A 19,687-nucleotide genomic window follows, 5' to 3' on the forward strand; every position below is an offset into this window, starting at 1 on the left:
GAAGATCTTTTCTTGAGTTTTGCACGCCATTAGCGCCCGCACTCATAGAATACTTGGCTTGATGTCTTGAGATTTGTATAGAGGATGCCCGGGACGGCCGCTATTTAATCTAACTAAATAATGCGGCGCTTTGATGAAAGAAAGTACAGATTCGTCTCGCATTCTGTACCCGCCGTCGTCGCCCCATGCGCAAACGATAAGCGAGGCTTCATCCTGGAGCTTCCTTAGCCACTCGTCGTTTTCAGGGCCAATAGGATCATTAACTTTTTTGATAACAGATTTATCAACTGACCGATATGCGAATAAATTACCTATTAACAGTCCCCCATAGCCCCATCTTTCTGCATATTTAATACAAACGCGAGAAGTATTATCATCTTGATCCGCATCAGCTGTTGATGGGTTTAAGCACACGAACAAAACGAACCGCTTCGATTCATCCCAAACCCGCCGCAGTTCGTATCGGTATCGTCCACAAGCTGAAATAGTTGCCGACTTTTTCAAGCGTTACCCTTTCAGAAACTGCATCAGCGCCAGAACGCGGGTCGCGTCTTGTAGCACTTGCGCCATAATACTGGAGGGAAGTGCGATAAGAATCCCTCACCGCGGGGCGCCGGCGTTGGCGCGTTCGATCTCCTTGAGCCGGACGCCGTAGCGCAGGTCGCCGCGCCACTGTCTCAGCCGCGTGAAATCTTTGGGGTCGTGGCCGAGCCGCGGCTCGCCGGTGAAGACGACCAGGCCGCCGTCGGTGACGATGACGTCGCCGCTGCGCAAGGTCTCGTCGCTCAAAAAATCGCGGACGGGCGCGCCGCCCTGGACGACGGCCGGCCTGCGGGGCTTTATCAGGCGGCTTCGCGCCTCGGCGGCGAAAGACTCATATTCCTGACGCGACCGCTCGACACGCGCCCGCCAGGCGGAAAGCTGCGCGGCGAAATCCTCGGCCTCCGCCGGATGGGCGTAAAGACCGGGGCCGAGCATGAGCGCGACGGCGAGAACAAAGCGGCGCATGCAGATCAACGCGCAAGGCGCGGAATGGTTGCCCTCGAGCTTTGCGAGCGCTTCATTTTCCTTCGCCCGCCAGGACGCGGAATCGATCGTTACAGCGCCGCGTGAAACCTCACCGGAGCTCCGGTCGCCGGCGTCGTCAGCTCTCCCTGCCACATCACGCGCGCCCCGCGGACGAAAGTCCCCACCGGCCAGCCCAGGACTTCCCTGCCGTCGTAAGGGGTCCAGCCGCAGCGCGAGGCGATCCAGTCGTTGCGGATGGTCTCGCGCCGCTTCATGTCGATGACGGTGAGATCGGCGTCATAGCCGACCGCAATGCGCCCCTTGGCCGCGACGCCGAAGAGTCGGGCGGGCCCCGCGCTGGTGAGGTCCGCCAGCCGCAAGAGCGACATCCGCCCGGCGTTGACGTGATCGAGCATGATCGGCACGAGCGTCTGAACGCCGGTCATGCCGGATGGGCTCTGCGGATAAGGCTTCGCCTTTTCCTCCAGAGTGTGGGGCGCGTGATCGGAGCCGAGCACATCCACGACGCCCTGATCCACCCCCCGCCATAGCCCGTCGCGATGGCGGCTGGCGCGAACCGGCGGATTCATCTGCGCCAGCGTCCCGATGCGGGCGTAATCGTCGCTGGTCATGGTGAGATGATGCGGCGTGGCTTCCACGCTCGCGATGTCCTTATGCCGGGAGAGAAGCGCAATCTCCTCCTCGGTGGAGACATGCAGCACATGGATCAGCGCGCGTTTCTCCCTCGCAATCGAAAGCAGGCGCTCGGTCGAGCGCATTGCGGTGGCCTCGTCGCGCCAGACCGGATGGGACGAGGGATCGCCCGGAACGCGCAGATGCTCGCGCTCCTTCAGCCGGAATTCGTCCTCGCTGTGAAAAGCGGCGCGCCGCCTCGTATGGGAGAGAATGCTGGCGATCCCTTCGTCGTCGGCCACCAGCAGCGAGCCGGTCGAGGAGCCCATGAACACCTTGATTCCCGCGGCGCCCGGCTGACGCTCCAACTCGGGAATGTCTTTGGCGTTGTCATGCGTGCCCCCGACCCAGAAGGCGAAATCGCAATGCATTCTTCCACGCGCGCGGGCGACCTTGTCGGAAATGTCGGAAGCGGTCGTGGTGAGGGGATTGGTGTTCGGCATTTCGAACACCGCCGTCACGCCGCCGAGCGCCGCGGCGCGCGAACCCGTTTCCAGGTCTTCCTTGTGAACGGGACCGGGCTCGCGGAAATGGACCTGTGTGTCGATGACTCCCGGCAGAATATGCAGGCCCCTGCAGTCGATGCGCTCTCCGGCGCTCGCCCCGCCGAGAGCGCCGATCTCGGCGATTCTGCCGTCCGAAACGGCGACGTCGCGCTGCGTCTCGCCGTCATGGTTGACGAGCGTCGCGCCCCAAAGGATGGTGTCGAAAGTTCTTGCCATATATGGCGCCTCGCTTGCAGCGTGCGTTGGAGAAACATACCTCTTGGGACAAATCGTCCATCGCGACGCCGGAAACAAGAGAGTTTTCTTTCGCTTTCGTACAGGCGGGGAACACTCTCGTTACACTGGGCGGCGCATTCAGGGCGCTGATGGAGTTAGCCACAATGTCGGCAATCATTCTCGAGGATCGCGGCGTCGTCGAGGTCGGGGGACCGGATGCGGCGAAGTTCCTGCACAATCTCGTAACCAACGATATCGCCAAGCTTCTTCCCGGCCAAGCGAGGTTCTGCGCCCTTCTCGCGCCGCAGGGCAAGATCCTGTTCGATTTCCTGGTCTTCGCAGTCGGTGAGGGAGAGGATCGCCGCTATCTGCTGGATTGCCCGCTCGCTCTCGTCGGCGATCTCGTCAAGCGGCTGGGAATGTACAAGCTCCGCGCCAATGTGACCGTCACGCCCCGCAGCGGCGAACTCGTAAGCTACGCTTTCCTTGCCGCCGAGAAGCCGCAGGCGGAAGCGGTCGCTCTCGCGGAGGACCCGCGTTCGGAGCGGTTGGGCTGGCGCGCTCTTGCGCAGCAGGGCGCCATCCCCGCCTCCGGGGGGCGCGCGGATTACGACGCCGCGCGGGTTGCGGCGGGAATTCCCGAAGGCGGGCTCGACTTCGCCTATGGCGACGCTTTTCCCCACGAGGCCAATATGGACCTCATCGCCGGGGTCGATTTCACCAAGGGGTGCTATGTCGGCCAGGAAGTCGTTTCCCGCACCAAGCATCGCAATCTCGCGAGGAAGCGCGTGGCGCCGTACCGCACCAGCCAAGGTCAGGCTCCCGCGCCGGGTGCGGCCGTGCGCGCGGGGGAAATCGATATCGGCCTCACCGGCTCGCACAGCGGCGAGATCGGCCTTGCGCTGATACGGCTGGATAAGCTGGCGGACGCCGCCGCCGCCGGGATCGCTACCACGGCGGAAGGCGTAAGCCTGGAGTTTGCGGCGCCTTCCGGAGCTTCGTGACAGACGCCGGGAGCGCGCCCTACCCGCACGAGTCCGGGCGGATCAATCGCCGCGATAGACGCATCCTTCGAAGCAACTGTCGCGGAAGATTCCGACCTCGCAAAGCCCAGGCGCGAAAGGCGCGAGATCGCGCCAGACGTAAACGCACAGATTCTCGAGCGTCGGCTTGCCCAGCCCTTCGAGATCGTTCAGGAAGGAATGGTCGAGCTTCTCGCGTAATTCGGCGAGACGGCGGCCCAGACGGCCGAGATCCATGACCCACTGTTCTTCGGGATGGCGCTCGCCGCGCAGCGTCACCCGCACGCGGAACGAATGTCCGTGCAGGTTGCGGTATTTGCCGCCGGTAGGATGCTCCGGGTCGTACAGCGCATGCGCCGCCTCGAAATAGAACTCCCGGAAAACCTCGAAACTCGCCACGTCTACTTCACCCCGATGGTCTTGTGGGTTTGAACGGACAGCCGCCAGCGCGGATGCGCGAGGCAATAGTCTACCGCGGCTTTCGTATTGCGCAGAATTTCCGGCCCGTCCATGGGTTGGATCAGAAAATGCGCGAAATCCAGGCCTTCGAACAGTTCCGGTTCCGCTCCGGGCTGCGGATAAACCAGCTTCAGCTCCTGCCCCCGGGTTTGGGCCAGGGGCGCGCCCGCCTTCGGCGAAACGCAGATCCAGTCGATTGTTTCCGGCGCCGGCAGCGTTCCGTTGGTCTCCATGGCGATTTCGAAGCCCTGTCGATGCAACGCGTCGATCAGAGGCGCATCCGTCTGCAGCATGGGTTCGCCTCCGGTCAACACGACGAAACGCCTGTCGCGGGAAGGCCCCCAAAGCCGGGCCAGCATTTCGGCGAGTTCTTCAGCCGTGCGGAACTTGCCGCCGTTTTCGCCGTCGACGCCGATAAAATCAGTGTCGCAGAACCGACAGCCCGCAGCTGCGCGATCGTCCTCCCGCCCGCTCCACAGATTGCACCCGGCGAATCGACAAAAGACCGCCGGGCGGCCGGCCTGAAGCCCTTCGCCCTGCAGAGTGTAGAACGCCTCCTTTACCGCGTAAGCCATTCGCGCTCGCCCTGATGGCGCATCGGCGCCCCGGGCCCATTTTCGCAAAAGGCGCCGGATTTTGCGATCTGAATCACTCTTCTCTCTCGGGGGGAGGAAAGCGCTAGCCGCGCTTGGGCTGCTCCTTGTCCTTCTCGTCGGGCTCGGCCGGCGGACGCGGCCGCGCATCGAAGCGGCGAATATAGGCCACTATGTCCTCGATCTCCTTACGCGTGAGGCTCATGTCGGGCATCTTCGGATGCGGATCGGCAAGAAAATTCCGCAGCTGCTTATCGTCCGGCCGCCGCTGAGCGATGTCGGCGAAAGGGGGTGCGTCGGCGTTGGCGCTCTGCTGATCCGCCGAAACGACATGGCAGGCGGCGCACCAGCGCTTGGCGATCACGGCGCCGTGGGCCGCGTCGCCCGCAGCCAGCGCCGGAGAACCCCAGCAAAAGCCCGCGGCAAGAACCACGACCAGACGAGCGGGACGGCGACGCGGGAGAATCATGAGCACATCCTTCTCAGCGTTTCTTTGCTTTTCAGCGCGGTCCCCCGCCCGCTTGAACGCGATTCGGCAGACCCCCGGAAGTAAATCACAGAGCATCCGCCCCGGAAAGAATCGGGGTCGCCCCGCGACGCGTCATCGCGACGCACGACACACGCGCCCGAAACGGTCCTTCTTCGGGTTTCGGCAAGCGGTGAAAAGCTTGATCGGAGCCGTGGGCGCCGCTTCGCACGCGCAAAAATGTGATCCTCTTGCAACAGTGACGGACATAAATCGCAGGACTCGTGAATCGCAACGTCAAGCCCCTTTTCAGCCATAAACACCGCGCTAAGGTCATTGTGTCACAAGGTCAAACGCCAAAGCGGAGACGCCCCCTGGGAAGGTCCGATTCCAGGAGGAAGGGCGAGTTTTTTCCAAGTTCCGGCCGGTTGCGGCCCAGTATTGTGCAGCGCGTGCGGCGAAGGTCGCGTGGGGAAGTCGAGTCGATAATGGTCAGGTTTCTCTCAGCCGAACTACACGCGCGACGCAACGTCCGGCGGCGCATCATGCTCAGCGGCGCATGCGGCTTGTGCGCGGCCTTCGCGCTGGGAGCTTTCTCCGCGCCCGCGCCCGCGCTGGACTCTGCGGAACAGCGCATGACTTCGCCCACCGCCCAGCTGCCCATGTTCAAGGATCCCCAGACCGCGCTGCGCGCTGGGATCGAGAGCTATCACTCGGGCGCGCGCAGCGCCTCGGTGGAAGCCTTGCGCTATGCCGCCGACGGCGGCGAATCCCTCGCCCAGTGGAAGCTCGCAAAGATGTACGCCGACGGCGACGGCGTGACGCGCGACGACCGCAAGGCTTTCGATTACTTCTCCAGGATCGTCGAGCATTTCACCGACGACGATCCCGATCCGAGCCTGCGTTCCGCCGCCTCCTCGGCTTTCGTCGCCGTGGGACTTTATCTTCGCGAGGGCATAGCGAGCGCCAAGGTGCCCGCCGACCCAGAGCGCGCTTTCGACCTGTTCCGCTATGCAGCGACCTTCTTCAGGAGCGCGGACGCCCAGTATAACGTCGCTCGCATGTATCTCGAGGGATACGGCGTCAAGAAGGACCTGCGCCAGGGCGTGAGCTGGCTGGACCTCGCTGCGCGCAAGGGCCATGTCCAGGCGGAGGCGCTGCTCGGACAGCTCATGTTCACGGGCGTCGCGGGAGGCGTGGGGCAGCGGCCGCGCGGATTGATGTATCTGACGCTGGCGCGCGAGGCCGCGAGCGGCTCGTCCTCGGACCAGTGGATCATCGACTCTCACGACAAGGCCCTGGCCTCGGCCTCCGAGGCGGAGCGCAAGGCCGCCGTGGCGATGCTGGAAAGCTATCTCAAGCGGCGCGAGTGAAGGAAAACATTCTTCTGCGGGGCAGCGTTCTCTGGACAGCGCTAGAAGAAACTCGCAGTAGTTGGACATCCGCCCACGACCGCATGATTTTCGCCCGTCATTGCGAGCGAAGCGAAGCAATCCAGAGCCGCGCCAGCGCCATTTTATAATCAGGCCTGGCGGAAAATACCTCAAACAATTTATCTGGATTGCTTCGTCGCTTACGCTACTCGCAATGACGCCCCTGCCCCTTGGTTTGGAGAGTCGCAAGCACCGCCTTGGTTTTTTCTGGCGCTGCGTAAAATAAAAAAAGCCCCGCCGCGGCGGGGCTTTTTATTTTCTCCAACCGCTTACTGCGCCGCCAGCTTGATTTCCGGATAGGTGCAGCGATCCCCGTTCTTGTCGACGTGGAGATGCTCCGGCGGCTCGACGAAAGGAATGCCGAGCGTGTGCCAGACATCCACCATCGCCTCCACGAGAGAGGCTATGTGCTCGTGGGTGTGGCGCGGCGTCGGGGTGATGCGGAGCCGCTCCGACCCCTTGGCGACGGTCGGGTAATTGATGGGCTGGATGTAAATGTAATGACGATCCAGCAGCATGTCGCTGGCCGCCTTGCAGAGCTGCGCATCGCGCACCATCACGGGCACGATATGCGAGCCGTTCTCGAGCACCGGCAGGCCGGCGGCAGCGAGAGCATGCTTGGTGATATGGGCGGCGCGCTGATGCGCCGTCCGCAGATCGGGCCGCGCCTTGAGCAGGCGCACGGCGGCGCAGGCCGCGGCGGCCACCGCCGGCGGCAGGGCCGTGGTGAATATGAAAGAGGGAGCGTAGCCGCGAATGGCGTCGATGAGGTCGGCGTCGCCGGCGATATAGCCGCCCAGCGTGCCGAATCCCTTGGCCAGCGTCCCTTCGATCACGTCGATCTTGTTCATGACGCCGGCGAGTTCGCAAATGCCGCCGCCGCGCGCGCCGTACATTCCGACCGCGTGAACCTCGTCGATATAGGTCATCGCGCCGTAACGCTCGGCGAGGGCGGCGATTTCCGCCACCGGCGCGATATTGCCGTTCATCGAATAAAGGCTCTCGAAAACGATCAGCTTGGGGCGGTCGCCCGCCGCCTGGAGCAGCTCTTCGAGATGGGCGAGATCGTTGTGCCGGAAAATCTTGGTCTCGGCGCGGGAGCGCTTCACGCCCTCGATCATCGAATTGTGGTTGGAGGCGTCGGAGAGAATCAGGCAACCCGGCAGCAGGCCGGCGATGGTCGAAATGGCCGCGAGGTTGGAAATCCAGCCCGAGGTGAACACCAGCGCCGCTTCCTTGCCGTGCAGATCGGCCAACTCGCGTTCCAGCTCGACGATGGCGTGGCTGGTGCCGGAGATATTGCGCGTTCCGCCGGCTCCGGCGCCGACCTTGCCTGCGGTCTCGATCATCGCGGCGATGACCTCCGGGTGCTGACCCATGCCGAGGTAATCATTCGAGCACCAGACCGTCACGTCTTCCGTTTGCCCGTCCGGGCGGTGCCAGACCGCCTGCGGGAAGGTTTCGACGTCGCGTTCGAGATGGGCGAAGACACGGTAGCGCCGTTCGGAGCGAAGACGGGAGACAGCTGCCTGGAAGTAGCGCCGATAAACCATGCCAAAGTCCTCACTGAGCACGCTTGCGGGTGCGATTCCTGCGCCCCTTGGCCTTTCAGCGCGTTCGGCTGGAACAGAGTCGAGCGCGCTTCGAGCGTCGTTGATCGGGCTTGTTCTTTTCCAAAGACCGCATGGCGGTCTTTGAGAACAGCCGCTGGCCTCAGCGCGCCGGGGATGCGCTCTGGACCCGGACAGGCTGACGGTCTCCCCAGACGTTCAAGCTCTGTCCGAAACATTACATAACCGATCCCGATCAAGAATGCGAGGGCCCTCACATCGTCCCGGCCGGGCAGGTTGTCGCAGAGATAACGATAACTTAAGCCGCGAGGGCTGCCAGAACCCGGGCCCAGGATCGCGCGCCCTTGTGGAACGAGGTGAAGGAGTATTTCTCGTTGGGCGAATGAATGCGGTCGTCTTCCAGAGCAAAGCCGACCATCAGCGCATCCATGTCGAGATCGCGCTTGAAGGCCCCGACGATCGGAATCGATCCCCCGCAGCCGGTGAGAGCGGTCTCGACGCCCCATTCCTCGTCCAGCGCCTGACGCGCCCGCTTGAGCGCCTCCGAACCGAACGGCAGGTTGAGCGCGCCGGACGCCCCCTGCGAAACGAACTCCGCCTTGACGTCGGCTGGCAGGCGCTCGCGCACGAAGGCGCGGAAGCGCTCCAGTATTTTGGTTGGATCCTGCGTCCCGACCAGGCGGAAGGAGAATTTCGCGCTCGCCTGCGCCGGCAGGACGGTCTTGGTTCCCCTGCCGGTGTAGCCGCCGACGATCCCGTTGACGTCGCATGTGGGACGCGCCCAGATCTGCTCCATGACGCTACGGCCTGCCTCGCCGCCGACCGTCGTCAGGCCGATTCCCTCCAGGAAGGCTTTTTCGTCGAAATCGAGCGACCGCCACTGCGAGGCTATGTCCTCAGGCAACGCAGGCACGCCGTCGTAAAAGCCGGGAAGCGCGACTTTTCCTTCCTCGTCGTGCAGATCGGCGATTATTTTCGCGAGCACGTGGATCGGATTGACGACAGGCCCGCCGAACATGCCCGAATGCAGATCGTGGCTCGCCCCGCGAAGAATCACTTCTTCCTGCGCCAGGCCGCGAAGCATGATGGTGATGGCGGGCGTGCGGGCGTTCCACATGCCGGTGTCGCACACGAGGGCGAGCGCGGGTTTCGACAATTCGGCCTTGTGCTGTTGCAGAAACTCCGGCAACGAAGGCGAGCCCGTCTCTTCTTCGCCTTCGAAGAGGAAGGTCACGGCGCATGGCAGGCCGCCGTTCGCCTCGTAAGCGCGACAGGCCTCGACGAAGGTCATCAACTGGCCCTTGTCGTCAGAAGCCCCGCGGGCGACGATTTCCTGCCCCTCTTTGCCTTCCTGCAGCCTCGGCTCGAAGGGATCGGTGGTCCAGAGCTCCAGCGGATCGGCGGGCTGCACGTCATAATGGCCGTAGAACAGCACATGAGGCGCGTCCTTGCGCTTGGCAGGAGCGTGTCCGACGACGATAGGATGTCCCGGCGTGGGCCTGACTTCGGCCTGATATCCGAGGCTCTGGAGCTCGCCGGCGAGCCAGCCGGCCGCGCGAAGGCATTCGCCGGTGTAGGCGGGATCGGTCGAAACCGATTTTATGCGCAGGAAATCGAACAGACGCTCCTTCGAAGCGTCGATGCCTTTGTCGATGGTGGCGAGAACGGCGTCCAGCGTGGCCATAAAGAAGCTCTCCCTTTGGACCGTGACGTTAAAGCAAAACTGGTTAAAAGGCGCGAGCCTTCCGAGCCGAATAATAGAGCGTCGCCTGCTTGGCAAAGGCGCCGCTCGGACGCATTTGCGCACACGTTGGCGTACTTTTGCGATACGAGTGCGCCCGGCCCTATGATCTGAGCGCATTCCGCAAAAGTTGACAGGCTTTTGCGATAGGAATGCGCTCCTGCACGGATATGGAGCGATTTCTTGTCGACCGGACGTTTCCGTCCGGTCGGAAAGCGCTCTAAGAGGATACATAGCGCTTGAGGCCGAGACCCGCAGGTCTATATCCCCGACCTGCGGGGCGCGACGGCGCTCTTTTCCAGCAAAGCGAGACATGAGATGACCATTAAGGCCGGCGACAGAATTCCCGACGTGACTTTCGCGACCATGGGCGAAAACGGCCCCCAGCCGATCAAATCCGCAGACTATTTCAAGGGCCGCAAGGTCGTTCTGTTTTCGGTCCCCGGCGCCTTCACGCCCACCTGCTCCAAAACCCATTTGCCGGGTTTCGTCGCAAAGGTCGACGCCATAAAGGCGCGCGGCGTTGATAGAGTGGCCGTCGTCGCCGTCAACGACGCCTTCGTGCTCGACGCCTGGCTTGAGGCGAGCAACGCCAAGGGCAAGGTCGACGGTCTCGCCGACGGCTCCGCCAATTTCGCGAAGGAAACCGGAACCGAACTCGATCTCGGAGCCGCCGGCTTGGGGCTGCGCTCCAAGCGCTACGCCGCGCTGATCGACGACGGCGTGGTGAAGTGGATCGATATCGAGGACAATTCGAGTTGCGCCACCGTTTCGAGCGCGGAATCGGCGCTCGGAAAGCTGTGATATCGACTTACGGCGGCGCCTTCGGGCGCCGCGGGCCCTTGGAGAGGCGGTCCCCCTCCGGCTATCCCGCCTTACCTTCATCCTCTCTCTTGGTCGTCAACCCGAAGCTGAAGCCCTTGTCGATCTTGGAGATTTCGTCGGCGAGCCTGGCGGAAAGCGTCGGGACGTCCTCCTTCGAGAACAGCGCGTGACGCATGAGGTTTTCCGCATAGGTCTGCCGGCTCTTATATTGGCTGTAGAAGGCGTAGTTCAGTGCGGCGACGCCGGTCACCGTCGTCTGCACGACGGCTGATTTGATCCATTCCTGTCTTTCGGTCACGTCGCCGAAGACGACGGAGAGCGAAGGCCAAAACAATACGAGAAGCGAAGTGACGAGCGAGAGCCAAAAGAAGGTCTTGTTCAGAATCCCATAGCTTCGCGCCTTGATGTAGAGATCGTAGAGCAACAGAAAGCGCTCTTCGGCGCGACGCTTTTGGACCGGATCCGTCTCCGTGTCGACGGCATAGCGCGCATATTTGATCAATAGCTGCGCGGTCATTTGGTTGGGCTTGTAAATTTCGTGAAAAGCCGCCTCTCGATCTGGAAAACCGCGGTCCGACATCTCACGTCTCCTTTGCTACGATTTAAACAAGATCGCTTCGTGCTCTGCGGAAACGATCGCCGCAAAAATCCCTGGCCGGCATCGAGGCCTCGGTCTTTATAAAGCGCCCCACGATACTTGCCTTCGGTTGGGGCGCAAACCGGCTAAAAAGCTTCTGCTTCTTAAACCCGAAGAGCCGGCTCTGTTGCAAACATCTTGATTTTTGCTCCCATTACAATGGCTGCGCCGGCAATCCGACCAGGATGAGAAGGCCTCACCGTCGCGACCGCGTAGGTTGCGAGGCATGGTCGCTTCGTCATAATCAGACTTTGCTCCAAAGCGGGAAGACTTCTCAATTTCCGCCTTACACTTATTAAGATTTTTGTGACATGAACAAAGGGGTGTCGCCACTTCTTACGCGTGGACGCCAATTTGGAGGCAACTGCATTTCTATCCAGGCCTGCTGAAAAACACGCTGATTAGATTCGAGCGCACCCGGAGGAATATGTGGAGTGTTACCGTCGAAGGCGATAACGTCCCAAGGTCTGGGGTTTACGCTTTGTCTATTCCTATTGGCCAGCGTCAACAACTCCGTTTTATAAATACGGCCATTATCGATCCGGTGCGCATCAAGGATTGATTCCATAATATCTTCACCTGTCAAATCAATAAAAGTAGCAGCTGCACTAGAAACGCATACCAATCGTAAACAAATAAAACGTTCTTCTTTCAAACTATCTAGTGCGTATCTTATGTCAGAGTGCAGTTTCGTGTCGAGACCGCTATAGGTTGATCGACCAATTTCGACTCGTGATGAAATGAGATTGATCCTGTTGACGTCGAGAATAGTCGCCCCCCAACGTACAAAGCTACCTGCCGCGCCGTCAACAAAGTTTGCAAACGGACGGATTGGTTCTGCAACGCCGTCGCGCTGCCAATTATAGTAAGATTCGCGCTTGTCGCCGGAGGCGTAAGCAACCACGGCGTTCTGTTGTTCTTTATTCAATGAGCCGAGAATTCGCGGCGGAATACCGTTCCATGTTAATAGCGCAGTCATTTTGTGTCCCGTGCGCCTTTCGGAGCGTCTGCACTCATCGCCTTTCCCTGATCAACCACTCATCCCTGACCAAACGGGCTAAAGCTTCGCATTTTTTATCTCGGCGCCCGCCGTGCAGGGAATAGGCTTCCAGCCTTCCTATTTTTTCAGAGAGAAAATCATGGGCCTCAGCCTTCAACGAGAGGCCTGCCGAAGGCCGTGACCCCAGCGGTCTCTCAAAAGGGCGTGCTTTTTCGGGAAAGACTCGCGTCGCAAAAATCTTGGATTTTGCAACACGCGCTCAATCGGGATGATGGCTGTCGTCGTCGCCTGAGGCGTAATAGCTGGCGTCATGCTGAGTAAGGCCTCCGTCGCTTCGGCGTTCGGGCGTTCGCCAGAACACGAACCAGAGGACGCCTCCCACGATGAAGAGGCCAAGAAACGCGCCCAAAGTGCTTCCTAACCATACGGACACGTCTAAATCTCCTGTGTGAAAAGTTCCAAAAGTCTTGAATTTTACACCGGAGCAGAGCGTGAGCGCCTACGCCGCTCCTACAACTGAACTACTAATCGCCACCGTCACGACATATCGACGAGGCGCCGCTGCATGATCGGCGCACTCGTCATTCCCGCGGACTGGCTTACTTCGCCAGCGCCGCGACGCCCGGCAGCTCCTTGCCTTCCAGCCACTCCAGAAAGGCGCCGCCGGCGGTCGAGACATAAGTGAATTCGGCCGCCGCGCCGGCCTGATTGAGCGCCGAGACCGTGTCTCCCCCGCCCGCGACCGAGAGCAGCTTGCCCTCGCGGGTGAGGCGCGCGGCCGTCTGCGCCACGGCGCTGGTGCCCTCGTCGAAAGGCGGCAGCTCGAAGGCGCCGAAGGGGCCGTTCCAGACCAGGGTTTTGGTCTTGGCGAGCAGGCTTTCGACATGGGCGACCGTCTTGGGGCCGACATCGAGAATCATGTCGTCGGCGCCGACGTGGTCGACGGTCACGAAATGCGCGGGGGCGTGGGCCTCGAATTTCTGCGCGACGGTCACATCCTCGGGAAGGACGATCTCGCATCCCGCGGACTTGGCTTTTGCTATGATGTCGCGGGCGGTATCCAGCAGATCCTTCTCGCACAGCGATTTGCCGACCGCCTTGCCCTGAGCGGCAAGAAATGTGTTGGCCATGCCGCCGCCGATGACGAGATAATCGACCTTGGCCACGAGATTGCCGAGCAGATCGAGCTTGGTCGAAATCTTGGCCCCGCCCACGACCGCCAGCACCGGGCGCTGGGGCTTGCCCAGCGCCTTCTCCAGCGCCTCCAGCTCGGCCTGCATGGCGCGCCCGGCAAAAGACGGAAGCTTATGCGCGAGGCCCTCGGTGGAGGCATGGGCGCGATGGGCCGCGGAAAAGGCGTCGTTGACATAGATGTCGCCGTTTTTCGCCAGCTCGTCGGCGAAACCCGCGTCGTTCTTCTCCTCGCCCTTGTGGAAGCGCGTGTTCTCCAGCAGAGCGACGTCGCCGTTCTTCATCGCCGCGACGGTCTCGGCCGCAGGGGCGCCGATGCAATCCGCCGCGAAAGCGACGCTGCGTCCGAGCAGCTCCTCGAGCGCGCCGGCGACAGGACGCAGGGAGTCTTCCTCGTTCGGCGCGCCCTTGGGCCGGCCGAAATGCGCGAGCAGGACGACTTTGCCGCCCTTGTCGGCGATTTCCCGGATCGTCGGCAGCACCCGCTCGATGCGGGTGGCGTCGGCGACGCGGCCGTTTTCCATCGGCACGTTGAGATCGACGCGCAGCAGCACGCGCTTGCCTTTGACGTCTATGTCGTCGAGGGTTTTGAAAGAGCTCATTTCGGGGCTTTCTCTGTCGCTTTTTCTATTGGCGCCGGCGTCTTGTTTATGGAGTTCGCAATTACGAATCCTGCGCCCCACGTCGTGATAATTGCGGCGATCAGCATCCGCCACGTCGGGAGGCTCGAAGCACGGCCTTTAATTTCAGCAAGTTCGATTTGCGCCTTATCGAGGTCAACCTGCTTTGCGCCGGCGGCTCTGACTTCGGTGACTTCGACCCATCGATCTGAAGTTTGGTTAAGTCCGCTTGCTTAGCGCCAGTCGATAATGTCTCTATGATTTTTGGCTCAAGGCGGGTGAGTATCGCCTCAATGCGATCGACCTTTTCTTCCAGCTTGCCGACGCGCTGCTCGAGCATGGGATCCTCCGGTCCGCCACCGCCGGTATCGTCGGCGGCGCCTGCACGAATAGGAACGCAGTCAAGACAAATTCGGAAAAGCCGGATCGACGATATCGACTAATTCGTCCAGCGCATCGTCGTCGGCCAAGCCGTTAGTGCGGCGGAAGCCGTCGTCCATGGTGTTGACCTCCGCCGCGCATCAAAGTTTTATATCACATTCCCGATTGCGACCGCAGTATCCGTCATGCGGGCCGAGAAACCCCACTCATTGTCGTACCAGGACAGGATCGACACGAGATTGCCGTCGAGGACCTTGGTCTGATCCATGTGGAAGGTGGAAGAAGCCGGATTGTGGTTGAAATCCGAGGAGACCAGCTTCTCGGTCGTGTAGTCGAGCACGCCTTTCAGCGGCCCTTCCGCCGCCGCCTTGATCGCGGCGTTGACCTCGTCCTTCGTGGTCGGGCGTTTGGCGACGAATTTGAGATCGACCGCCGAGACATTCGGGGTCGGCACGCGGATTGCGAAGCCGTCGAGGCGCCCGTTGAGCTCCGGCAGCACGAGGCCGACCGCCTTGGCGGCGCCGGTCGAGGTCGGGATCATGGAGAGAGCCGCGGCGCGGGCGCGATAGAGGTCCTTGTGCAGCGTGTCCAGCGTCGGCTGGTCGCCGGTGTAGGAGTGAATCGTCGTCATGATCCCCTTGTCGATGCCGATCGCGTCATGCAGCACCTTGGCGACGGGGGCCAGACAATTGGTGGTGCAGGAGGCGTTGGAGATGACAAGATGCTCCTTGGCGATCTTCTGATGGTTCACGCCGTAAACCACGGTGAGGTCGGCGCCGTCGCCCGGAGCCGAAACCAGCACGCGCTTTGCGCCGGCGTCGAGCAGCATCTTGGCTTTCTCGCGCGCGGTGAACAGGCCGGTGCATTCCAGCGCAACGTCGATCTGAAAATCCTTATAGGGCAGTTCCGCCGGGTTCTTGATGGCGGTGACCTTGATCGGGCCGCGACCTGCGTCGATCGTGTCGCCCGAAACCGTGACGGTATGCGGGAAGCGGCCATGGACCGAGTCGTAGCGCAACAGATGCGCGTTGGTTTCGACCGGGCCGAGATCGTTGATGGCCACGACTTCGATGTCCGTGCGCCCGGACTCGACGATATAGCGCAGGACATTGCGCCCGATGCGTCCAAATCCGTTGATCGCGACTCTCACGGCCATGGGAATATCTCCTGATGGTGAGCCGCCGACGAGGCTGCGGCGGCCGAGCGCCCGGAACCGCCGAACTCGGCGGACGACGGGTCTGGGCGGAGAGATAACATCTGCCGCCCCTCTGTCAACGCGACGACAACGCGCGCAGGAGGCGTCGCGCCTTGGGATTGGGGCGTTTCATGCTACCAAACGGGCTGCGCCGAATCGCCGGAAGCGATTCAGCCGGCGCGCTCTCCGGCGGGAAATCGCGCCGATTTTTGACAGGAACGCATTCTCATCGCAAAAGCCTGTCAGCTTTTGCGCCGATGCGCGGGCAAGAAGCCGCGCGGCGCGCCGCCCAAGGAAAGATCGCCGCCGATGACGCCATCACCTCCGCCAGACGACCCGCTGTCGCCCGGGCTCGGGGCCGCGCTCTCCCGTCTCGGAAAAGCGCTCGAGGCGCTGGAGCTCGCCGTTGCGAAGCGGCTGGAGGATGAAATGACCCTCGCCGATCTCGAGGAGGAGCTCGCCGTGATGCAGGACGACCGCAGCCGCCTGGCGCTCGACCTCGACGCCGCCCTTGCGCGCGCGATAACGGTCGAGAAGAACCGCGACGAAGTGGTGCGCCGCATCGATCGCGCCAGCGCGAGCGTCGCCGCGGTGCTGGGCGTGGAGCCGCCGCGCGGCGACCGGGAATAACCATGGCGCTCGCAATCGTCACCATCGCCGGACGCACCTACCGCATGGGGTGCGACGAGGGCCAGGAAAAGCGGCTGGAGGAGTTGGCCGCGCTGGTCGACGGCAAGATCGCCGCAATGAAGGGTAGCTTCGGCGAAATCGGGGACCAGCGCATCGTCGTGATGGCGGCGCTTCAGATCGCCGACGAAGCGGCCGACGCGCGCGACCGCGTCGCCGCCCTCGAAGCCGAACTCGCCTCCGCCCGCGCCCATGTCGCAAGCGCGCAGGCCAGGGAAAGCGCTCTGGAGACGCGCCTGGAGCAGGCGCTCGGCGACGCCGCCGGGCGAATCGAGCAGCTGGTCAGGGACCTCTCGCGCGCAGAATCGAACGAAGACTCCGCCGAGATCGGCCTGCCGAGCGATTTTTGACCGTTCAAGGCGCGTCAGGGCGACGTCAATGAGATCCGGAGCGCGTTCGACTGCGTTTGAACCGAACGCGCTCCGGCGCGCTTCCGTCGATTATACTGGATTGGGCTTCAGCGCGTGACGCCCCAGTTTTCGACGCTCTGGTCGCGCTTTGCGCGCTCCAGCCGATCGGCGAGATTCTCGAGCTGATCGTGGCGATTCTGCGCGATTTCGGCCTCGGCCCCGTCCTTGAGAATCGAATCCTTGAGCGCCTGCGTCGCCTGGCGGCCGATTTCCTGAATCCACTGATTCACATTCAGCAGGAACTGGCGCTTGCGGTCGGCCTGCTGCTCTTTGGGCGCCATGTCGTCGTTTTCGAGGGCGATTTCTTTTTTGGTCGCCTCGATATCGGAGTCGAGCGAAGTCTGCTTCTGCTCGAGCGCCGCGATCTGTTCCGGCTTGGCGTTCTCGCCCTTCGCCTTGTCCAGGGCGGCAGTAGTTTCTTTCTTCGCCTTTTCCAGATTCTCGAGGCCGTTTTCGAGCCATCTCGCCTGGATCTTCAACAGGTCGTCCCTGCCCGAATTGCCGCCGAGCGGGAAGTTGTTGGGCAAAGGAAAATAAGGCCCGAGCTTGGCGGCCTGCGCGGGCGCGGCGGCGAAGGCGCCGAGCAAGAGGACGGCGGAAAGCGAAAGCGCTGGCAGGCGGTTCCAGGACGACATTTTTTACTCCCCTCGACGCCGGCGTGTTATCCGCCGCCCCGAAAAGAGGCGGTCCGAGCCGGCTTGTTGGCGCACAAATTGAGCCATCGCCACGCTTCTGGCAAGTGCGGGATTTGGCGTCAGAAGCAGCGCACCTGCGCCTCGGCCTGGGCTCGTCGCAACTCGTCGAGCCGGTCTCGCGCCGTAGCGGTGTTGCGGAACATGCTTCCGATCTGCCCGGCCTGCTGGGAGATGCTCGCGACGGTCTCCGCCGCCACATATTTCTCATAAGGAATGATGGTCGCGATGACGTCAATCGAACAGGAACACTGATCGAGAGCTTGGCGACTGTCTCCATTCGCCTTCATGCAGGCGAAAACATAATCGGCCCGCGCCGATGTCGGGTAGTCGTTGAGGTCGGCGGCCATAGCGGGCGGCGCCGCCACGGCGAAGAGGATGACGAGACGTTTTCGCATTGAGGCGCGATCCATTCGGAGTGCGGCTGCAAATTCCTACAGCGCGAGGCCTCTTCGAACAAGCGGGCCTCCTCTCGGCGGCGCCGGAATTGACCCCGGGGCAAATGATGTATATACCCCTATTGTCATGGCGACCGATCTCGACCCATCCGAACTCCGTGCATGTGCGCAAAGCTGCGCCGCGGCGAATGTGCGCCGGACCAGCCGCACACTGAATCGCCACTATGGCCAGTTCCTGGCGCAAGCCGGACTCGAACCCACCCAATATTCTCTGCTGGTGGCCTGCTCGCTGGCCAGGAGCATAACCGTCAGCAGGCTTGCGGAGGCTCTCGCCATCGAGCGCAGCGCGCTCGCGCGCAACCTCGGCGTCATGGAGAAAGCCGGCCTTGTTCGCGTCGTCCCGGGAGAGGATCGGCGAACCCGGCTCGTGACCCTCACAGAGACCGGGGCGCACAAGCTCGCTGAAGCCCTGCCCTTATGGCGCAAGGCGCAAGCCACGGTGGAAAACAGATTCGGCGCCGATCGGCTGCGCGAACTCCTTTCCGAGCTTCGCGCCCTCGCCCGGGAGCCCGATGAATCACCGGGCGCGTAATCCTTTCGCAGCAAAAGGGGTATATACACAAATGAGAGCGCTTCTGCGATCCTCACAAGCCAGCCTCCCGCCCGGCGCCGCCGGCCTCCGCGAACTCGCGCTCGCCATGGGCGCCGACGACGCCGGGGTCGTCTCGCTCGGCGAGCCCGCACTGGACGAACAGAGGGCCGGGATTCTTCGCCTTTTTCCTTTCGCCAAGTCGCTGGTGTCTTTCGTCGTCAGGATGAATCGGGCGAATATTCGCAGCCCTGCGCGCTCGGTCGCCAATCTCGAATTCCATCACGCCGGCGACGAATGCGACGAAGTCGCCCGCGCCATCGTGCGCGCGCTGGAGGACAAGGGTCGCCAGGCCGGATTTCCTTCGATGGGTTTTCCGATGGAAGCGGACAACTGGCCCGGAAAAATATGGGTGATCTCCCATAAGCCGATCGCCGTCGCCGCGGGGCTTGGCCATATGGGCCTGCATCGCAACGTCATTCACCCGAAATTCGGCAATTTCATCCTGCTCGGAACGGTGGCCGTCGATGTGGAAAGCGAAGCGCCCGCGCGCCCTCTGGAGACCAACCCTTGCCTTTCCTGCAAGCTATGCGTCGCAGCCTGCCCCACCGGCGCCATAGCGCCCGACGGACATTTCGATTTTTCGGCCTGCTACACGCATAATTATCGCGAATTCATGGGCGGCTTCGCCGATTGGACCGAAACCGTCGCCGGGGCTGGAAATGCGAAAAACTACCGCGCCAGGGTGCGCGACTCCGAGACCGTTTCGATGTGGCAGAGCCTCGCTTTCGGGCCCAACTACAAGGCGGCCTATTGCCTCGCCGTCTGCCCCGCGGGCGAGGACGTGATCGGGGCCTATCGCGACGACAAGAAGGGGTTTCTCGAGACCTTCCTCGATCCGCTTCAGGGCAAGCGCGAAACCGTCTATGTGATCCCCGGATCCGACGCCGAAAGCTATGTCGCGAGGCGCTTCCCACACAAAGCCGCCAAGCGCGTCGGCTCGGGCCTGCGTCCGACCAATGTCGATAATTTTCTGGGTTTTCTTCCCGCGCTCTTCCAACGCGGACAGGCCGGGAAGCTCAACGCCTCGTATCATTTCATTTTCACGGGGGAGAGCCGGCGACGCGCGACGGTCGTGATCGCAGACAGGAAACTCCGAATCATCGACGGCCTTGCTGGAGCGCCAGACCTCACGGTTACGGCCGACGCCGCCACATGGATCGCATGTTTGAGAAAAGAGGCGAGCCTGCCGCTGGCGATGCTGCGCTTCAAGATCAGGCTGCGCGGCGATCCTCGTCTGCTTCTCGCTTTTGGACGCTGTTTTCCGGCATAGGGGCGAAACAGCCTCCACGCA

At 62.1% G+C, this 19,687-nt stretch carries 23 protein-coding genes; 7 read left to right on the forward strand and 16 right to left on the reverse strand.

The window, feature by feature from the left end; genetic code table 11:
- Positions 1 to 42 precede the first annotated feature (42 nt).
- The 3 genes from H2LOC_RS07645 to H2LOC_RS07655 all read right to left on the reverse strand — a co-directional run bounded on the left by H2LOC_RS07645 (position 43) and on the right by H2LOC_RS07655 (position 2,423).
- Positions 43 to 504, reverse strand: a complete 462-nt coding sequence (locus H2LOC_RS07645; RefSeq protein ID WP_136495853.1) for a DUF1643 domain-containing protein — start codon at positions 502 to 504, stop codon at positions 43 to 45.
- 96 nt (positions 505 to 600) lie between these two features.
- Positions 601 to 1,008 (reverse strand): hypothetical protein, encoded by a 408-nt coding sequence (locus H2LOC_RS07650; protein WP_136495854.1) that lies wholly within the window; start codon positions 1,006 to 1,008, stop codon positions 601 to 603.
- A gap of 89 nt (positions 1,009 to 1,097) precedes the next feature.
- Complete coding sequence (locus H2LOC_RS07655; RefSeq protein ID WP_136495855.1) at positions 1,098 to 2,423, reverse strand: dihydroorotase; 1,326 nt, start codon at positions 2,421 to 2,423, stop codon at positions 1,098 to 1,100.
- 164 nt (positions 2,424 to 2,587) lie between these two features.
- On the opposite strand from H2LOC_RS07655, the gene ygfZ reads away from it, so the two are divergent.
- Entirely contained in the window at positions 2,588 to 3,427 is an 840-nt protein-coding gene (gene ygfZ / locus H2LOC_RS07660) for a CAF17-like 4Fe-4S cluster assembly/insertion protein YgfZ (RefSeq protein WP_136495856.1), read from the forward strand.
- A gap of 42 nt (positions 3,428 to 3,469) precedes the next feature.
- On the opposite strand, the gene H2LOC_RS07665 is transcribed toward ygfZ, so the two are convergent.
- The 3 genes from H2LOC_RS07665 to H2LOC_RS07675 form a co-directional block, all read right to left on the reverse strand.
- Positions 3,470 to 3,844: a 6-pyruvoyl trahydropterin synthase family protein gene (locus H2LOC_RS07665; protein WP_136495857.1), complete on the reverse strand. Its 375-nt coding sequence runs from the start codon at positions 3,842 to 3,844 to the stop codon at positions 3,470 to 3,472.
- Positions 3,845 to 3,846: 2 nt separating this feature from the next.
- Positions 3,847 to 4,479, reverse strand: coding sequence for a 7-carboxy-7-deazaguanine synthase (gene queE, locus H2LOC_RS07670; protein ID WP_136495858.1), 633 nt, complete (start codon positions 4,477 to 4,479; stop codon positions 3,847 to 3,849).
- 103 nt (positions 4,480 to 4,582) lie between these two features.
- On the reverse strand, positions 4,583 to 4,966 hold the full coding sequence (locus tag H2LOC_RS07675; RefSeq protein ID WP_136495859.1) for a c-type cytochrome: 384 nt from the start codon (positions 4,964 to 4,966) through the stop codon (positions 4,583 to 4,585).
- Between the two features lie 632 nt (positions 4,967 to 5,598).
- Between H2LOC_RS07675 and H2LOC_RS07680 the strand changes: the two genes are divergently transcribed.
- Positions 5,599 to 6,336 (forward strand): tetratricopeptide repeat protein, encoded by a 738-nt coding sequence (locus H2LOC_RS07680; protein ID WP_246207061.1) that lies wholly within the window; start codon positions 5,599 to 5,601, stop codon positions 6,334 to 6,336.
- A gap of 329 nt (positions 6,337 to 6,665) precedes the next feature.
- On the opposite strand, the gene hemA is transcribed toward H2LOC_RS07680, so the two are convergent.
- Positions 6,666 to 7,949 carry a 5-aminolevulinate synthase gene (gene hemA / locus H2LOC_RS07685; RefSeq protein WP_136495861.1) on the reverse strand — a complete coding sequence of 428 codons (1,284 nt, stop codon included), beginning with the start codon at positions 7,947 to 7,949 and terminating at the stop codon, positions 6,666 to 6,668.
- Between the two features lie 316 nt (positions 7,950 to 8,265).
- Positions 8,266 to 9,651, reverse strand: coding sequence for a M20/M25/M40 family metallo-hydrolase (locus H2LOC_RS07690; RefSeq protein WP_136495862.1), 1,386 nt, complete (start codon positions 9,649 to 9,651; stop codon positions 8,266 to 8,268).
- Between the two features lie 375 nt (positions 9,652 to 10,026).
- Here H2LOC_RS07690 and H2LOC_RS07695 point away from each other — a divergent pair, with 375 nt between their 5' ends.
- Positions 10,027 to 10,512 (forward strand): peroxiredoxin, encoded by a 486-nt coding sequence (locus H2LOC_RS07695; RefSeq protein WP_136495863.1) that lies wholly within the window; start codon positions 10,027 to 10,029, stop codon positions 10,510 to 10,512.
- 61 nt (positions 10,513 to 10,573) lie between these two features.
- On the opposite strand, the gene H2LOC_RS07700 is transcribed toward H2LOC_RS07695, so the two are convergent.
- The 6 genes from H2LOC_RS07700 to gap form a co-directional block, all read right to left on the reverse strand.
- Positions 10,574 to 11,113 carry a hypothetical protein gene (locus H2LOC_RS07700; protein ID WP_136495864.1) on the reverse strand — a complete coding sequence of 180 codons (540 nt, stop codon included), beginning with the start codon at positions 11,111 to 11,113 and terminating at the stop codon, positions 10,574 to 10,576.
- A 352-nt stretch (positions 11,114 to 11,465) separates the two neighbouring features.
- The gene (locus H2LOC_RS07705; RefSeq protein ID WP_136495865.1) at positions 11,466 to 12,149 is read right to left on the reverse strand and encodes a hypothetical protein; all 684 of its coding nucleotides are present in this window, start codon (positions 12,147 to 12,149) and stop codon (positions 11,466 to 11,468) included.
- Between the two features lie 280 nt (positions 12,150 to 12,429).
- Entirely contained in the window at positions 12,430 to 12,579 is a 150-nt protein-coding gene (locus H2LOC_RS07710) for a hypothetical protein (protein ID WP_154331596.1), read from the reverse strand.
- A gap of 190 nt (positions 12,580 to 12,769) precedes the next feature.
- Positions 12,770 to 13,963 carry a phosphoglycerate kinase gene (locus H2LOC_RS07715; RefSeq protein ID WP_136495866.1) on the reverse strand — a complete coding sequence of 398 codons (1,194 nt, stop codon included), beginning with the start codon at positions 13,961 to 13,963 and terminating at the stop codon, positions 12,770 to 12,772.
- A gap of 100 nt (positions 13,964 to 14,063) precedes the next feature.
- Positions 14,064 to 14,321, reverse strand: coding sequence for a hypothetical protein (locus H2LOC_RS07720; protein WP_136495867.1), 258 nt, complete (start codon positions 14,319 to 14,321; stop codon positions 14,064 to 14,066).
- 189 nt (positions 14,322 to 14,510) lie between these two features.
- Positions 14,511 to 15,518, reverse strand: coding sequence for a type I glyceraldehyde-3-phosphate dehydrogenase (gene gap, locus H2LOC_RS07725; RefSeq protein ID WP_136495868.1), 1,008 nt, complete (start codon positions 15,516 to 15,518; stop codon positions 14,511 to 14,513).
- Positions 15,519 to 15,866: 348 nt separating this feature from the next.
- On the opposite strand from gap, the gene H2LOC_RS07730 reads away from it, so the two are divergent.
- Together H2LOC_RS07730 and H2LOC_RS07735 are read left to right on the forward strand one after the other, a co-directional pair.
- Positions 15,867 to 16,187 carry a DUF4164 family protein gene (locus tag H2LOC_RS07730; protein ID WP_136495869.1) on the forward strand — a complete coding sequence of 107 codons (321 nt, stop codon included), beginning with the start codon at positions 15,867 to 15,869 and terminating at the stop codon, positions 16,185 to 16,187.
- 2 nt (positions 16,188 to 16,189) lie between these two features.
- On the forward strand, positions 16,190 to 16,594 hold the full coding sequence (locus tag H2LOC_RS07735) for a cell division protein ZapA (RefSeq protein ID WP_136495870.1): 405 nt from the start codon (positions 16,190 to 16,192) through the stop codon (positions 16,592 to 16,594).
- Between the two features lie 107 nt (positions 16,595 to 16,701).
- On the opposite strand, the gene H2LOC_RS07740 is transcribed toward H2LOC_RS07735, so the two are convergent.
- On the reverse strand, positions 16,702 to 17,289 hold the full coding sequence (locus tag H2LOC_RS07740) for a hypothetical protein (protein WP_136495871.1): 588 nt from the start codon (positions 17,287 to 17,289) through the stop codon (positions 16,702 to 16,704).
- Between the two features lie 119 nt (positions 17,290 to 17,408).
- Positions 17,409 to 17,759 (reverse strand): hypothetical protein, encoded by a 351-nt coding sequence (locus H2LOC_RS07745; protein ID WP_136495872.1) that lies wholly within the window; start codon positions 17,757 to 17,759, stop codon positions 17,409 to 17,411.
- Between the two features lie 175 nt (positions 17,760 to 17,934).
- Between H2LOC_RS07745 and H2LOC_RS07750 the strand changes: the two genes are divergently transcribed.
- Together H2LOC_RS07750 and H2LOC_RS07755 are read left to right on the forward strand one after the other, a co-directional pair.
- Positions 17,935 to 18,336, forward strand: coding sequence for a MarR family winged helix-turn-helix transcriptional regulator (locus H2LOC_RS07750; protein ID WP_246207063.1), 402 nt, complete (start codon positions 17,935 to 17,937; stop codon positions 18,334 to 18,336).
- A gap of 31 nt (positions 18,337 to 18,367) precedes the next feature.
- Entirely contained in the window at positions 18,368 to 19,666 is a 1,299-nt protein-coding gene (locus tag H2LOC_RS07755; protein ID WP_202620546.1) for an SCP2 sterol-binding domain-containing protein, read from the forward strand.
- The last annotated feature ends 21 nt before the right edge of the window (positions 19,667 to 19,687 follow it).

Source organism: Methylocystis heyeri (genome assembly GCF_004802635.2).
Classification (GTDB): Bacteria; Pseudomonadota; Alphaproteobacteria; order Rhizobiales; family Beijerinckiaceae; genus Methylocystis; species Methylocystis heyeri.